Source organism: Actinomyces sp. oral taxon 448 str. F0400 (assembly GCF_000220835.1).
In the GTDB taxonomy this organism is placed as follows: domain Bacteria; phylum Actinomycetota; class Actinomycetes; order Actinomycetales; family Actinomycetaceae; genus Actinomyces.
Genome location: NZ_GL985606.1, coordinates 2,696,690 through 2,711,800 on the forward strand (window position 1 = coordinate 2,696,690; position 15,111 = coordinate 2,711,800).

At 64.8% G+C, this 15,111-nt stretch carries 12 protein-coding genes; 7 read left to right on the plus strand and 5 right to left on the minus strand.

All coding sequences use genetic code 11. From position 1 onward, the window contains the following. Nucleotides 1-47 precede the first annotated feature (47 nt). From HMPREF9062_RS13710 to HMPREF9062_RS13135, 7 genes are all read left to right on the plus strand, one after another. On the plus strand, nucleotides 48-2,216 hold the full coding sequence (locus HMPREF9062_RS13710) for a DUF6571 family protein (protein ID WP_034254263.1): 2,169 nt from the start codon (nucleotides 48-50) through the stop codon (nucleotides 2,214-2,216). 145 nt (nucleotides 2,217-2,361) lie between these two features. Further along, complete coding sequence (locus tag HMPREF9062_RS11390) at nucleotides 2,362-3,573, plus strand: DUF6571 family protein (RefSeq protein WP_009750300.1); 1,212 nt, start codon at nucleotides 2,362-2,364, stop codon at nucleotides 3,571-3,573. A 179-nt stretch (nucleotides 3,574-3,752) separates the two neighbouring features. Next, nucleotides 3,753-4,952: a DUF6571 family protein gene (locus HMPREF9062_RS11395; protein ID WP_367379029.1), complete on the plus strand. Its 1,200-nt coding sequence runs from the start codon at nucleotides 3,753-3,755 to the stop codon at nucleotides 4,950-4,952. Next, the gene (locus tag HMPREF9062_RS11400; RefSeq protein WP_156790031.1) at nucleotides 4,949-5,566 is read left to right on the plus strand and encodes a hypothetical protein; all 618 of its coding nucleotides are present in this window, start codon (nucleotides 4,949-4,951) and stop codon (nucleotides 5,564-5,566) included. Before HMPREF9062_RS11395 ends, HMPREF9062_RS11400 begins: the two co-directional genes overlap by 4 nt. 450 nt (nucleotides 5,567-6,016) lie before the next feature. Beyond that, nucleotides 6,017-6,193, plus strand: coding sequence for a hypothetical protein (locus HMPREF9062_RS13715; protein ID WP_253270714.1), 177 nt, complete (start codon nucleotides 6,017-6,019; stop codon nucleotides 6,191-6,193). A 145-nt stretch (nucleotides 6,194-6,338) separates the two neighbouring features. Then, nucleotides 6,339-7,538 carry a DUF6571 family protein gene (locus HMPREF9062_RS11410; protein WP_009750305.1) on the plus strand — a complete coding sequence of 400 codons (1,200 nt, stop codon included), beginning with the start codon at nucleotides 6,339-6,341 and terminating at the stop codon, nucleotides 7,536-7,538. Nucleotides 7,539-7,674: 136 nt separating this feature from the next. Beyond that, nucleotides 7,675-7,827, plus strand: coding sequence for a hypothetical protein (locus HMPREF9062_RS13135; RefSeq protein WP_172634810.1), 153 nt, complete (start codon nucleotides 7,675-7,677; stop codon nucleotides 7,825-7,827). Nucleotides 7,828-8,353: 526 nt separating this feature from the next. On the opposite strand, the gene HMPREF9062_RS11420 is transcribed toward HMPREF9062_RS13135, so the two are convergent. From HMPREF9062_RS11420 to HMPREF9062_RS11440, 5 genes are all read right to left on the minus strand, one after another. Then, a complete protein-coding gene (locus tag HMPREF9062_RS11420) occupies nucleotides 8,354-9,004 on the minus strand; it encodes a PH domain-containing protein (protein ID WP_050795288.1) in 651 nt (216 codons plus the stop codon). Nucleotides 9,005-9,161: 157 nt separating this feature from the next. Then, nucleotides 9,162-10,838: an ABC transporter family substrate-binding protein gene (locus HMPREF9062_RS11425; RefSeq protein WP_009750308.1), complete on the minus strand. Its 1,677-nt coding sequence runs from the start codon at nucleotides 10,836-10,838 to the stop codon at nucleotides 9,162-9,164. 120 nt (nucleotides 10,839-10,958) lie between these two features. Continuing rightward, a complete protein-coding gene (locus HMPREF9062_RS11430) occupies nucleotides 10,959-13,130 on the minus strand; it encodes an ABC transporter ATP-binding protein (RefSeq protein ID WP_009750309.1) in 2,172 nt (723 codons plus the stop codon). Beyond that, on the minus strand, nucleotides 13,127-14,077 hold the full coding sequence (locus HMPREF9062_RS11435; RefSeq protein WP_009750310.1) for an ABC transporter permease: 951 nt from the start codon (nucleotides 14,075-14,077) through the stop codon (nucleotides 13,127-13,129). The genes HMPREF9062_RS11430 and HMPREF9062_RS11435 overlap by 4 nt, the downstream gene beginning before the upstream one ends. A 3-nt stretch (nucleotides 14,078-14,080) precedes the next feature. Beyond that, nucleotides 14,081-15,040, minus strand: a complete 960-nt coding sequence (locus HMPREF9062_RS11440; protein WP_009750311.1) for an ABC transporter permease — start codon at nucleotides 15,038-15,040, stop codon at nucleotides 14,081-14,083. Between the last annotated feature and the right edge of the window lie 71 nt (nucleotides 15,041-15,111).

A 15,111-nucleotide genomic window follows, 5' to 3' on the forward strand; every position in this document is an offset into this window, starting at 1 on the left:
TTATCGGTTCATAACAGATACGATGAGATGTTCGGGAGGAATCGGTCATGACGTTCATTAAGCTCGATCCCAACCTCATGCAGGGGCTGATCAAGAATCTGGAGAGCTACGCCGATGAAGCCGAGAGGGCTCGCAGTGATATCCAATCCTCCAGTGTGAACAACTCCCATCCGGTGCCCGAGGTCGATGACGCCACCTACCTCCCGGCCATTTTCACGGTGACGTCAGCGGACGCTCCCACGAGCAGGATGATGGACACGCTTAACAGCATGAGCATCAACTCCAATACCGGCAGCAGCTACAACACCACGATGGGGGCGACCATCAACGCCCTGGGAGAGGTCATCGACGGCCTGCAGGAACGCCTCCAGGTGATCATCGATCTCAACACCGACGGGATCAGCACCACCAGCTCCGACGGCGTGCCGGGCTACTACCTGCCCGACGGCACCGCCGACACCGTCGAGAACGTCAAGTCCTACAACACCGAGGCCGTCGCCACCGCCCGAGCCGACGCCGACGCCCTGACCCAGGCGGCCGCCTCCAGAAACGGCACGGCCAACGACGGCCGCACCGTTGACGAGATCCTTGATAGCCTGACCATCAATCAGGACAACCCCGTCTACGGGGCCGCCGTCGTCACCGAGGCCGGCGGTGCCCAAGCCTATCTCGACCTGCTCTACAGTGTCAACGATTACTATGAGAACGATTACAAGGGTAAATGCCCTGAGGATCATTTTCAGGTCGCCAGTCAGGTATTGGGGTATGTGCTGGCCGCGGCCTCTCAATGGGAGGGCGAGACCCTCGTCGATGACCTCTACGAGACGATCGACAGCCAGAACGGGGCTCCGGGGAACATGGCCGCGATCAACATGCTGCTGTCCGCGCCGGCGGCTCACTACGGCACTGATTTCCTCACCAATTTGGCCGATAAGCTCGAGGACCGCGACCCGGACGCGCTCGTGCCTGCCTACCAGGTGTTCGCCAACAACAAGACCAGCACGTCCGATCCCATGGACGGTGTGCTCACCGCCATGGGCAACAACCCTGAGGCCGCCCTGGAGTACTTGACGCCGGAGGGGGGCGGGAGCATCGACGAGAACGGGGTCTGGGTTCCCGGTCAGACCACCGTCGATCGGTGGACCATGCTGACCTCCCGCGACTGGGGCGAGGACGCCTCCGGCCTGGATGCCCTGACTGCGGTGACGGGTGCGGCCTCCTCATTCCGCAACCGGGCTCCCAGCGAGACCGACCCTGATGTGCCAGCGACCGCGGACGCACGGGCCACCTACGCCTGCGGCCGAGCGATGAGCTACTTCGGCGGCGAGGGGTTCACCAAGAAAGACTTCACCGACACCATGAAACGCAACCTAGCAGTAGTAGTAGCCAACAGCTCCGAAGACGTCTCCACCGCAGCTATAAACGGGGCGCTGGGAACGGGCGCTACCTCGTCTGGGCTTGCAGCAACAGACATTTCCAGTCTTATTTATCGTTTCGGGGATAATCAGGATGCTATGACCACGCTCGCCACGGGCCTGGGCCAGTACCACCACAACAAGATGGAGGAGACCATGAACTATCCCGGCGCGAACGAGGATGATCTGAGGGACGAGTATCACCAGGCGTCGGCGTCTTCGTCCTATCTCCAGAATCTGTCGGAGCTCCGCTTCGCCGATGATAAGAAGCAGGACTCCGAGGAGCAGAAAACGACAGTCGACACGAGCCTGTCCGTCCTCAACGCGGTTGGTGCGGCCGGTCTCACGGCCCTGACGGACGGGGCCGCGGCCCCCGCGCTCGCCTTCACTACGGGCTCGACCATTGCCAAGCCCCTGATCTCCAGCCAGGTCACCGACGCCCTGGGCACGCCCACCGATCGCCCCGCCGACAGCGATCCTTACACGGACCTAAAAGCCCAGTCCTACGCCGATGGCCTCAACTACGGCCTGTTCAGCACGGACAGCGACAAGGGCAGGCAGAGAGCCATTGACACGGCGAAGGACCATGACTGGTACCACGAAGACGAAAACGGCAACCCCGCCATCGACACCACCGCCCTGACCGGCGACCAAGCCTTGGACGCAGTGGCCTGGAGGAAGAATCAGGTGACCAATTCGGATGACAAAGGCGTGCTCAACGACCTCGAGGAGAGCATCACATCGGGGGATACCGACGGGGAGAAGAGCGCGAAGAGCAACAACGGGCCCCGCAGGAAATAACCCCGCACAGCTGACACAGACGAAGGAAGAGAGCGTCGTGATGCGCCGAAGGGCCCGGCCGGCTGCAAAGCCACTGACACTAGCAGCGGCATGCCTAGCCCTGGTGGTGGGACTAGTGGGCCTAGGGTTCGGTCTGATCAGCCGAATGAACGGTTCTGCCTCTGATTCCGTGGACGAGGCACTGACCGCCATAGGAGACGATCCCCAAGCCGCCCTGGAATACCTGGCACCGGAGGAGGACGGAAACGTGGACGAGGACGGGACCTGGGTTCCCGGACAGACCACCACCGATCGGTGGACCATGCTCACCTCCCGCAACTGGCACAAGCACACCCCCGGCCTGGATGCCCTGACCGCAGTGACGGGCGCGGCCTCCTCATTCCGCAACCGGGCTCCCAGCGAGACCGACCCTGATGTGCCGACGACCGCGGACGCACGGGCCACCTACGCCTGCGGCCGAGCGATGAGCTACTTCGGCGGCGAGGGATTCACCAAGAAAGACTTCACCGACACCATGAAACGCAACCTAGCAGTAGTGGCGGCCAACAGCTCCCAGGACGTCGCCACCGTAGCCGGGAATGGGGCGCCGGGGAGGGGCGCTACCTCGGCTGGACTTGCAGCAACAGACATTTCCACTCTTATTTACCGTTTCGGGGATAATCAGGATGCTATGACCACGCTCGCCACAGGCCTGGGCCAGTACCACCACAACAAGCTGAAGGAGACCATGAACTATCCCGGCGCGAACGAGAATGATCTGGGGGACGGGTATCAGCAGGTGGCGGCGTCTTCGTCCTATCTCCAGACCCTGTCGGAGTTCCGCTTCGCCGATGATAAGAAGAAAGACTCCGAGGAGCAGAAAACGACAGTCGACACGAGCCTGTCCGTCCTCAACGCGGTTAGTGCGGCCGGTCTCACGGCCCTGACGGACGAGGCCGCGGCCCCCGCGCTCGCTTTCACCACGGGCTCGACCATTGCCAAGCCCCTGATCTCCAGCCAGGTCACCGACGCCCTGGGCACCTCCACCGGCGATCCTTACACGGACCTAAAAGCCCAGTCCTACGCGGCCGGTCTCAACTACGGCCTGTTCAGCACGGACAGCGACAAGGGCAGGCAGAGAGCCATTGACACGGCGAAGGACCATGACTGGTACCACGAAGACGAAAACGGCAACCCCGCCATCGACACCACCGCCCTGACCGGCGACCAAGCCTCGGACGCGATGACCTGGAGGAAGAATCAGGTGACCAATTCGGATGACAAAGGCGTGCTCAACGACCTCGAGGAAAGCATCACAACGGGGAAAACCGACGGGGAGAAGAGCGCGAAGAGCAACAACGGGCCCCGCAGGAAATAACCCCGCACAGCTGACACAGACGAAGGAAGAGAGCGTCGTGATGCGCCGAAAGACCCGGCCGACAGCGAAAGGCCTGATAGTAGCAGTGGCATGCGCGGCCCTGGTGGTGGGACTAGTGGGACTGGCAGGGTGCGGTCTGATCAGCCGAATGAGCGGTTCCAGCTCCGATCCCATGGACGGTGTGCTCACCGCCATGGGGGGGGGGCAACCCGCAGGCGGCGGTGGAGTATTTGACGCCCCATGGTGGGAGCGCGGATGACGCGGCCCGGGTTGAGGAGCTCATGAGTCATGATGATCTGGGTGATAACAAGTGGACGGACATATGGGCCAAGATTGCCGAGTGCACGTCCTCTGCATATGCGGGCGAGTGCGTGGAGGGCGGGGCAAAGGGAAGCTGGAACGCCAGTTGCGCCGCGGCTTTGTCGGCGACTGTTGTCAACACGATCGGAGAGGCGACGAACGAGGTGTCCGAGGCGGCCCGGGAGGACCTGACGAGTACTGTTGCGGCTTATCCGTGGTCGGTTGATCAGACGGCTCGCACGGATGGCTCGTCCAACGAGCCTGTGATCATGCCCGCAAGTGTTGACGGGAATGGGGACGCGACGTGGTCCTACGGCATGTCCTACCAGCCGCAGTTCACCAGTAAGGGCCTGTCGGGGGTGATGCAGGCCATCTCCCGTGATGCGGATGATTTTCAAACCGTCGTTGATTCGGTCGCTACTTTGGAGCAGCGCCGCATGACTTTCGAGGCCGGTGTTATTAGTGCGGCGACGGATGGTCAAGGACTCAGCACTGATGCGACGATGCCGACAGGGCTGAACAATGCGATCGAGGCGAACTCGGCAACGGCTGCTTTCTTCCAGGGGGCCAGCCGGGCTGTTGTCGAGGACGATGCCGAGGAAGTCGACAATCGCAATAAGACGATTGTCGACACGCTGTTCGGCCTGTCCAGCTTCATTCCCGGCCCCGGTGGGGAAGTTTCCCGGATCTGGAAGGACACGTGGTCCTTCGGCAAGGACACGACCAAGCGCATTGCGCAGAACGCGGCGACGCAGGATTTTACTGAGCATTTGACTAATGCGATCGACGAAAGCAAGATCGCGAAGAACGATGCCAGCAGGGCGACGACACTGACGACCATCACCCAGATGATCGGGTTGGGCATTATCTCGGCGGGTCAGGCGAATGCGGCGGTGCCCGGGCTTGTGGGAGGTGACGGAATCTTGGACTCCTCCAAGCTCGACGGCACCGCCCTCGACACGCTCTACGACCGGTTCGTCACCAATGGCGACGACACCGTCAATCCCGACCTCCACGACCAACTGACCGACGCAGGCGATGCCTACAAGACCGGGTACGATCGAGGGCATGGCGAGTGAGCACTTCACCGGCACGGCGCAGTCGCCTCATTCGTCTGGTCACGGCACTAGAAGTGGCCTGTGCTCTTGTGGTCCCATCCGGCTGCCGTTCGCAGCCCGAGCCCATGCCGTCGGCGGTGCCCACGGACACCACCTCATGGATCTGCCCCGGCGTGCCGACCGACTCGGTCACTATCATCACCGGGGACACCCCCGAGATCAGCACCGCAGGCGACCCCTACGGCAGAATATGGATCTGCCGCGTTCAGACCACAACGCTCGACAAGGGAGTGGGCTCTAGCGTCAGTATCCACTGGGGGCTGCTCACTGAGGGGAATTCTTATAAGTACACGGGCGAGGAGAGCAGCAGGGTGAGGTTCCCGGAGAACATCTGGACCCTGCCCGGCATCGAGGGCAGCGGTGCATGGGCCACCACTAGTCTGGATTCCACGGCGCAGTGGGTGTGCGGGGATCACTACGTCGAGGTCCGGGTTTTCGAGAAGAAAAAACAACGTGAAAGACGTGATATGAACGCTGACGCACGTAATCTGCTGACGTCCGTGCTGCCGTGGGCCTGCGGGGACCAGCCCGTGCCCGGCGCCACAACCTCACCGACCCCGACCCCCACCGACTGATGACGAACCCGACCCGCCTCCACGCCCCACTCATCGCCCTAGTGGGAGGGTGTGCGCTGCCGTCAGCCCGTCCGCCTGCCGTTCGCAGCCCGAGCCCATGCCGTCGGCAGTGCCCACGGACACCACCTCATGGATCTGCCCTGGCGTCGAGAACAGCGATCACGGACACCAACCGAGACCGATCGAGATTCCACGGCGCAGTGAGTGTGCGGGAATCGATGCGCCGCCCGATTGACATCACCGACTTCCTCACCAATTTGGCCGATAAGCTCGAGGACCGCGACCCGGACGCGCTCGTGCGCGAGCATGAGCAGACACGGGGTGTGCACGGCGGGTGTCGCGCCGGCACTGGGGCTGGGATCGGGGACCTGCCGCGATCACGGGGCCGATCGAGCATCGGCGTCCACCAGCGCCTCGCCGACGTTCCTGGATAACGATCCGATATGCGAGGTGATTCCCACGCGCCTGCTCAATGAGGAACCCGGCTTCCGCCCCACCAAGTACACCTACTGGCACTCCCCCGGCGTAGGGGATAATAATGCCATCTTCGACGATACCAGCATCGCAACGGGGAAGATCGTCGGGGAGGATAGCGCGAAGACCAGAAACGGGCCCCGCAGGAAATAACCCCGCGCAGCCGACACAGACAAGGGAAGAGGGCATTGTGATGCGCCGAAAGACCCGACCGACGACGAAAGGCCTGATAGCAGCAGTGGCATGCGCGGCCCTGGTGGTGGGACTAGTGGGCCTAGGGTGCGGTCTGATCAGCCGAATGACCGGTTCCGCCTCCGATTCCGTGGATGATGCGCTGGCCGCCATAGGAGACGATCCCCAGGCCGCTCTGGAGTACCTGGTGCCGGAGGAGGACGGAAACACCGACGAGGACGGGACCTGGGTTCCCGGTCAGGCCACCACCGATCGATGGACCATGCTGACCTCCCGCGACTGGGGCAAGCACGCCCCCGGCCTGGATGCCCTGACTGCAGTGACGGGTGCGGCCTCCTCGTTCCGCAATCGGGCTCCTAGCGAGAGCGACCCTGATGTGCCAGTGACCGCGGACGCGCGGGCCACCTACGCCTGCGGCCGAGCGATGAGCTACTTCGGCGGCGAGGAGTTCACCAAGAAAGACTTCACCGACACCATGAAACGCAACCTGGCGGTGGTGGTGGCCAACTCCCCTGAGGAGGTCGCTGCCGCAGCCGCGAGAAGGTCGCTGGGAACGGGTGCTACCTCGGCTGGGCTTGAAGCAACAGATATCGCCAGTCTTATTTATCGTTTCGGGGATAACCAGGATGCTATGACCACGCTCGCCACGGGCCTGGGCCAGTACCACCACAACAAGCTGAAGGAGGCCATGAGCAAGCCCGACGCGAGCAAGGGCAGTTTGAGGAACACGTACCAACGAGCGGCGGCGTCCTCGTCCTATCTTCAGACTCTGTCGGAGTTCCGCTTCGCCGATGACAAGAAGAAAGACTCCGAGGAGCAGACAACGACGGTCGACACGACCCTGTCCGTCCTCAACGCGGTTAGTGCGGCCGGTCTCACGGCCCTGACGGACGAGGCCGCGGCTTTCACCACGGGCTCGACCATTGCCAAGCCCCTGATCTCCAGCCAGGTCACCGACGCCCTGGGCACCTCCACCGGCGATCCTTACACGGGCCTGAAAGCCCAGTCCTACGTGGCCGGTCTCATCTACGGTCTGTTCAGCACGGACAGCGACAAGGGCGGACAGAGGGCCATCGACACGGCCAGGAGCCACAGCTGGTACCACGAAGACGAAGACGGCAACCCCGCCATCGACACCGCCGCCCTGACCGGCGACCAAGCCTCGGACGCGGTGACCTGGAGGGAAGACGAGGTCCGCAACGAGGATGACCTCGGCGTGCTCAACGACCTCGATACCAGCATCACAGCAGGGAAGAGTATCGGGGAGGACAGCGCGGAGACCAACAACGGGCCCCGCAGAACATGACCCCGCGCAGCCGACACAGACGAAGGGAGAGGGCACTGTGATGCACCGAAGGTCCCGGCCGACGGCGAAAGGCCTGATAGTAGCAGTGGCATGCGCGGCCCTCGTGGTGGGACTAGGGTTCGGTCTGATCAGCCGAGTGAGCGGTTCCGCCTCTGATTCCGTGGACGAGGCGCTCGCCGCCATAGGAGACGATCCCCAAGCCGCCCTGGAGTACCTGGCACCGGAGGAGGACGGAAACGTAGGCGAGGACGGGACCTGGGTTCCCGGACAAACCACCGTCGACCGATGATGCTCACGCCGGCTGGTTCGACGGCCAGTCCGCGGCCACCATTGCCCTCTGGGACACTCCTGCCGGTCAGACGGCGACCGCCTACACCGACACCCTGGCCGACCTCGTCACCCGCCGCGCCCCACAGCTTTTCTCCACCACAGGCTACCCGCCCTCATCCACACCAACACCAACACCATGACCCCCAACCAGCCAACACAGAAAACCACAACCACCAAACCCCCTCACCCCACGAACACCCAGCAAACCACCGGTAGGCCTGACTCATCACATCTTAGTAGCTTTGGGTGGAGTAGAGCTGGTTTTCGTCGTTATTGTGGTGTTGAAGGTCTGGTGGTGGAGCCGATGAACTCGTCGCCACGTACCACGAACCGCAGAACGCCGAGACCTCCATTCCCCATAAGCAAGCACGTCCTGAGAGCCTCGTCCTCCACCGCACCCGTAACGCCGCCGAGGTTGACTTTTTCGTACGAGGTTGGCGCCGCCGCCGTCAACCTCGTACGAAAAAGTCAACCTCGGCGCAAGCTCACAGCAGGCTCACTGCCCCGACGGCGGCGAGCAGGCCGCCGGCAACGACCACGGCACCGGTATTGAGACGACTGGACACCTCCGGCGTCCCGGTCTCGAGCGGCTCGCGTCGCTCGAGTACCGCACGCGCATAGCCCTCGATGAGATCCGCAGCCGAGCCGCAGTCCAGCGACGCCCGGTAATGACCGTTCCCCGGCGTCACATACTCCTCTCGCACCGGGTGCAGGCCCGCATCCGCATGCGACGCCCGCGAACCCGGGCCCGCGCGACCGCCCCGAATCCGCCGCCGCTCACGCAGGGAGGTTCTCACACCGCCCGGGCGCGGGGCCGCTGAAGCCCTGACGATCGTCCCCGCGCCGATGACGACCTCCAGCCCCCACCGGGTTCGGAGCGAGGCGACGGCCCCCCATCGGATGACGTGACTGCGCCAGGCGTTGCGGACGGTGAGGCCGTCCGCATCGAGCACCAGCTCCGGAACCCACCACAGCAGCCAGACGACGCCGGTCACCAGCGCGCTCCAGGCGGCGGCACGCAAGCCGTAGGCGGGGCCGTCACTGAAAGTGACGGCCCCGACGACGATCACGGCGGACACCGCGACGATCACGGTGCCCGCACGGGCAGGAAGAGAGCGGACGACGACGGTGGGCACGCCTCCATTGTGCCGCACCGCTCGCAGGCCACCGCACCGCCCCGGGCCCGGCCACCACGGCCGGGCCCGGGCACGGCTCAGCGAGCCGACGGAGCGGCATCAAAAGCCCCGCCGACCCGGCGGAGACGGCGCCGGACATCCGCCGGTCATCCCCCGGTCACTTCATGTAGCCGACGTGCTCGGGACGGAAGGAGGACAGGCCATTGGCGCCGAAGTTCGCAAGCTTCTTGGGCACCGCGGTGAACTGGGGGCGCTCGTAGATCGGGAAGTTCATGACGTCCTCCCACAGCTTGACGTCGACCTGGTTGGTGAGCTCGATGCGCTTGCCGTTGTCGGGCTCGGTCGCGATCCGAGTGATGAGGTCGTCGATCTGCGGGTCCGACATGTCAGAGTAGTTGCTCTTCGAATTCGTGCCGTAGACCTCGCCGATATTGGCCATCGGGTACTGGGTGCCGACCCAGGTGAAGGCGACAAGGTCGAAGGCCCTGGCATCGAGAACGCCCGTCTGCCACTGGTCATTGGGAACCGTGGCGATCTGCATATCGATGCCGACCTCTTCGAGCTGGGTCTGCAGCAGCGCCCCCTCATTCTGGGACGTGGTGGTGCCGGCGGGATAGGTGAAGGTCAGTGAGGCCTTCTCCCCATCCTTCTCCCGTATGCCGTCAGCGCCCTCCGTCCAGCCGGCGTCCTCGAGCAGCTGCTTGGCCGCCTCGACGTCGTAGCCCCAGTCACCGGAATTATCCTGGTAGCCCGTCTGATTCGGCATGAAAAAGCGATTGCCGAGGAGGACGTCCCCCGTCTCGATGGGCAGGCCGGCCAGGTCGGAGGACGCGATGGCGACGCGGTCGCAGGCGCGCACGATGGCCTGACGGACCTTCTGGTCCGCCAGGATCCCCTTGGTCGTGTTGAACGTGAAGTGGCGCCATTGCAGGCCGAAGTTCTGACGGATCTCGGCGTCCTCGCGGCCCTGGCACTGCGTGTAGACGTCATTCGAGATAATGTATTCGATATAGTCGAGGGACTTGTTCGCGAAGGAGGTCGCCTCGGCGGACGGGTCGAGAACCTGGAAGGTGAGTGTATCGATCTTGGGGGCGTCTCCCCACCATTTGTCATTCTTGACAATGGTGACGATCTGGCCCGACTCGTCCCAGGAGTCGATCTTGTACGGGCCCGCGAGGTAATCATTGTTGAAGGCCCCGTGACCCGCCAGAGAATTGTTGAAGGTCTCCGCGTCCCTCATGAGCTCCTTGGGGCTCACGCCGGCGACGTAATTCGTCCAGTCCGGCATGACGGAGTCGAAGGTGACGACGGCCCTGGTGGCCGACGGCGTGTCGACGGACTCGACGTTCTCGAGCCCGTCGCGCGCCGCCCAGTTGTAGCTCTCATCCTTGCCGTGAATGAGGGACTCCTTGATGTCCTCGGAATCGATGGGCCGCCCGCTCCCCCACACCGCGCTCGAGTTGAGCTCGAGTGTGACGACGGTCTTGCCGTCCTTCTCCTCGGCCTCGAAGGTGGAGTAGAAGTTCGGGTTGGCGGTGCAGGTGCCGTCAGCGGCCCAGTCGACGAAGTAGGGCGATACCCAGTTGATAATGCTGCGCAGGTCGCCCGTGTTGCCGACCGCGGTGGCGAGATTCCAGTTGTCGATCGGCCCCTGAATAGCGATCTTGAGATCGCCGCCGTCTTCGAGGGAGGCGGGGTCCTGAATGTTCATCGCCCTGTTGGCCGTGGAGTCGTCCTGGCCGCCGGACTCCTCGTTCTTGGCGCACGCGGCCAGTGCGGTGAGCGCTGCGGCCGACGTGGAGCCGGCCAGGAACAAACGACGGTTCATCATCATGGGTGGTCTCCGATCAGGAGGATTATGGGGGTGCGGAACACGCGCAGAGGCGAGTCCAAGAAACTATGATACAAGTCCAGTGCACAAGCCCACATTTTCAGGTGGTCGGCTCCGGGCTCCTCAGAACACCGAGGCGCGCTCCGGGTAGTAGCAGGCGACGTCGTGGTCGTCGCCCTGGCTGTCGAAATCCGGCATGGCGCCGAGGCAGGCGGCGCGCTGGTCGTCGGTGAGGATGTTCGCGAACGTCGGGCAGCGGGTGCGGAAGCGGCACCCCGAGGGCGGGTTGGCCGGTGAGGGCAGGTCGCCCTGCAGCACGATGCGGTCCCGGCCGCGCTCCTTGGCGGGATCGGGGATCGGGATCGCGGAGAGCAGGGCCTGCGTGTAGGGGTGCGCCGGAGCCTCGAAGATCGAGTCGACGTCGCCGACCTCCACGATCTTGCCCAAATACATCACCGCGACGCGGTCCGCGATGTGACGGACGACCGACAGGTCGTGGGCGACGAAGAGATAGCTGAGCCCGAGGCTCCCGCGCAACTCGTCGAGCAGGTTGATGACCCCGGCCTGGATGGACACGTCGAGAGCGGAGACGGGCTCATCGAGCACGAGCAGCTTGGGCTCCAGGGCCAGCGCCCGGGCGATGCCGATGCGCTGACGCTGTCCGCCGGAGAAGTTGCGCGGGTAGCGGTTGGCGTGACTCGGCTCGAGTCCGACGAGCTCCATGAGCTCCTCGACGCGACCACTGACCCCGCTCCTCGGCCACCCGTTGGCGCGCAGCGGCTCGGCGATGAGGTCGAAGACGGGAAGGCGCGGGTCGAGGGAGGCCATCGGGTCCTGGAAGACGATCTGCAGGTCGCGACGAATAGCGCGTCGCTCGGAGCGGGTGATCCGCGAGGAATCCCTGCCCAGAATGACGATCCTTCCCTCCTGGGGCGCCTGAAGGCTGAGAACCTCCAGGAGGCTCGTCGACTTGCCGCAGCCGGACTCGCCGACCAGGGCGAAGGTCTCCCCCTGGCGCACGTCGAAGGAGATGCCGTCGACGGCGTGGACGGTGCCCACGCGCCGCTTGAAGACGGCCCCCTTCATCAGCGGGAACTCCTTGACCAGGTTCGTCGCGCGCAGCACCTCGGGACGGTCCTCACGCGGCAGGCTCATGGTGTCGGGGGTTTTGAGGGACGGCACGGGGTAGATGGCGGTGCCATCGAGGTCGCCCTCCTCGATCTCGCCGGAGCGGCGGCAGGCGCTGAGCTGGACTCCCGCCGAGGGCGGACCGCAGGCGTCAGAGAGGGCGTCGTCCGCGTCGCGCACCGCGGTGAGAGCCGGCTCCCCGTCGAGGCACTCGTCCTGCGCTATCGGGCAGCGGGGCGCGAAGGGGCATCCGGTGGGTTCGGCCAGCAGCGAGGGCGGATTGCCCTCCAGAGCCGCCAGCGCTGAGTCCTTCCTCGCGTCGAGCCGCGGCAGGGAGGCGAGCAGGCCGATCGTGTAGGGCATGCGGGAGCGGTGGAACAGGTCGTCGACGTCGCCCGTCTCCACGATGCGTCCGGCGTACATCACGCTGACGCGGTCGGCCATGCCCGCCACGACCCCCAGGTCGTGCGTGATCATGATGACGCCGGCACCGGTCTCCTTCTGAGCGGTGCGCAGCACGTCGAGTATCTGAGCCTGGATTGTCACATCCAGGGCAGTGGTCGGCTCGTCAGCGATGATGAGGTCGGGATTGTTGGCGATGGCGATGGCGATCACCGCGCGCTGGCGCATGCCCCCGGAGAATTCGTGCGGGTAGGCCCTGGCCCGCACGTCGGGGTTGGGGATGCCGACGACGTCGAGCAGCTCGACCGCCCGCTCCCAGGCGGCGTCATTGCTCACGTCCGCGTCGTGAATCTTGAGCGCCTCGACGATCTGGGAGCCGACCGTGTAGACGGGAGTGAGCGCGCTGAGCGGATCCTGGAAGACCATGGCGACCTGGGAGCCGCGGATACGCGACATGTAGTCGTCATCGCGCCCCAGCAGCTCGGTGCCGTGCAGTCGAACGGACCCGCTGACCTGAGCGGACTCGTCGAGCAGTCCCATGACCGCGGTCGAGGTGACGGATTTGCCGGAGCCCGACTCGCCGACCAGGGCGAGGACCTCGCCGCGCCCGACGGCCAGGTCGACCCCGCGCACGGCGCGGACGGTGCCGTCCTCGGAGGGGAAGGAGACGCGCAGTCCCTCTACCTCGAGCAGCGGCGCATCCGCCTGCGGATCCGGCAGCGCCCGCGAGTCCGAGTGCGACCCGGCGTTCTTCCTGCGGCTCATGCCTTGCCTCCGGACTTGGATGAGGGATCGAGGGCGTCGCGCAGGCCATCGCCCATGAAGTTGACGCACACCAGCATGATGACGAGCACGCCGGAGGGGGCTAGGAAGATCCAGGGCGAGGTGGTGGCCGCCGTCTGGCCCTCGGCGATAAGAGTCCCGAGCGAAGTATTGGGGGGCTGCACGCCGAAGCCGAAGTAGGACAGCGTCGTCTCGCTCATGACAGCCAGGGCCAGGCCCACAGTGGCATCGACAATGAGCAGAGAAGCTATGTTCGGCAGAATGTGGCGAACGATGATGACAATGCTCCTGACATTCATGAAACGGGCGGCCGCGACGTAGTCCAGAGTCTTGACGCTGAGCGTGAGCGAGCGCACCACGCGCGCGGTGAGCATCCAGCCGAAGCCGGCCAGCAGCACGATGAACAGAGCGATGGAGCCGCGATTCGCGCCGGCGCGCTGGGACAGGATCGCGATGATGAGGAAGGACGGCACCACCAGGAGGAGGTCCGTCAACCACAGCGCGACGCGCTCCCACCAGCCGCCGAAATAGGCCGCTGTGGAGCCGATGACCGCGGCGATAGCGGTTTGAAGAAGAGCGACGCACACACCGATGACCAGGGACTTGCGCGTGCCCTCGACCGTCATGGCGAACACGTCGCGTCCGCCCTGGGTCGTGCCGAACCAGTGCTCGGCGGAAGGCGGCTGGAGGAAGCCGCCGGAGTCGACCTGCGTGAACTCCCAGCGTCCCAGGCGGTTGCCGACGAGGGCGAAGAGCACCACGAGGAGGAAGCCGACAATGCCGATCACGGCGGAGGGGTTGCGCACGAAGCGCCGGGCGATCAGCTGCCGCCGCGACAGACGCCTCCTGCCCTGGCTGCCGTCCCGGCCGGGCGCGTCCTCGACGGCCCCGGTAGTGGCCGCCTGCGCGACCTGGTGGATGTCCGACACGGCTCAGCCCACCCTCACCCTGGGGTCGACGATCGCGACGAACACGTCGGACAGGAGCGCCCCGGTCAGGGTGCACAGCCCGGAGAAGGCGACGACGGCGGTGGCGCCGTTGATATCCATCTGGGAGATCGAATTGACCGAGTACTCCCCGATGCCGTGCCAGGTGTAGACGCGTTCGGTGACGGCCGCGCCGGTGAACAGAGTGGCCAGGGCGAAGGCGAAGTAGGTGGCCATGGGGATGAGGGCGGTGCGCAGCGCATGACGGGTGACGGCCTTGCGCTTAACCAGACCCTTCGCCCGGGCAGTGCGCACGTAGTCGGCCCCCAGGGTGTCGAGCATGAGGTTGCGCTGGTAGCGCGAGTAGGTGGCGATGCCCCCCAGGGACATGGACAGGGTCGGCAGCAGGAGGTGCTGAAGCTGTCCGACGACGCCGTCGCCCATACCCGTGAATTCGAATAGCTGGTAGCCCGTCGCCCGGTTGATCTGCACGGCGGCCACCTGCAGCAGGATCGCGAGAACCATGACGGGTGTGGAGATCACGAGCATGGACAGAAGGGTGGCGATGCGGTCGGCGACCGAGTACTGGCGGGTGGCGGTCCACGCCCCGAGCGCGACTCCGCCGATCATGCCGATGAACGCGCCGAGGAAGACCAGGCGCACCGACACCAGGATCTTGGCGCCCATCATGCCGTTGATGCTCGCCCCCTTGGGGGTCATGCCCCAGTCCCAATGGAGGACGACGCCCTTGAGCCAGGTGACGTAGCGGCCCCAGACCGGCAGGTCGTGACTGATGTTGTACTCGGCGAGCGAGGCGTTGACCGCATCCCAGTTGAGGCGCGGATCACCGCGATCCCACAGGGTTGCCGGGTCCAGCGTGGCCGAGGCCATCAGATAGGCCATCGACGTCGCGATGAACAGCAGAATCGCGTAGTTCGCGATCCTTCTCGCTAGATATGGGAGCATTCGGTCTTCTCTCCGGAATACCGGTGGGGTTCGGGCGGGCGACGAGAACCCGCTCGGCCGGTGTGCGGACA

What these genes read in the sequence shown, in the direction of transcription:
- HMPREF9062_RS13710 (WP_034254263.1), top strand. Translation starts at nt 48, where the DNA reads ATGACGTTCATTAAGCTCGATCCCAACCTCATGCAGGGGCTGATCAAG.
- HMPREF9062_RS11390 (WP_009750300.1), top strand. Translation starts at nt 2,362, where the DNA reads ATGAACGGTTCTGCCTCTGATTCCGTGGACGAGGCACTGACCGCCATA.
- HMPREF9062_RS11410 (WP_009750305.1), top strand. Translation starts at nt 6,339, where the DNA reads ATGACCGGTTCCGCCTCCGATTCCGTGGATGATGCGCTGGCCGCCATA.
- HMPREF9062_RS11425 (WP_009750308.1), bottom strand. Translation starts at nt 10,838, where the DNA reads ATGATGATGAACCGTCGTTTGTTCCTGGCCGGCTCCACGTCGGCCGCA.
- HMPREF9062_RS11430 (WP_009750309.1), bottom strand. Translation starts at nt 13,130, where the DNA reads ATGAGCCGCAGGAAGAACGCCGGGTCGCACTCGGACTCGCGGGCGCTG.
- HMPREF9062_RS11440 (WP_009750311.1), bottom strand. Translation starts at nt 15,040, where the DNA reads ATGCTCCCATATCTAGCGAGAAGGATCGCGAACTACGCGATTCTGCTG.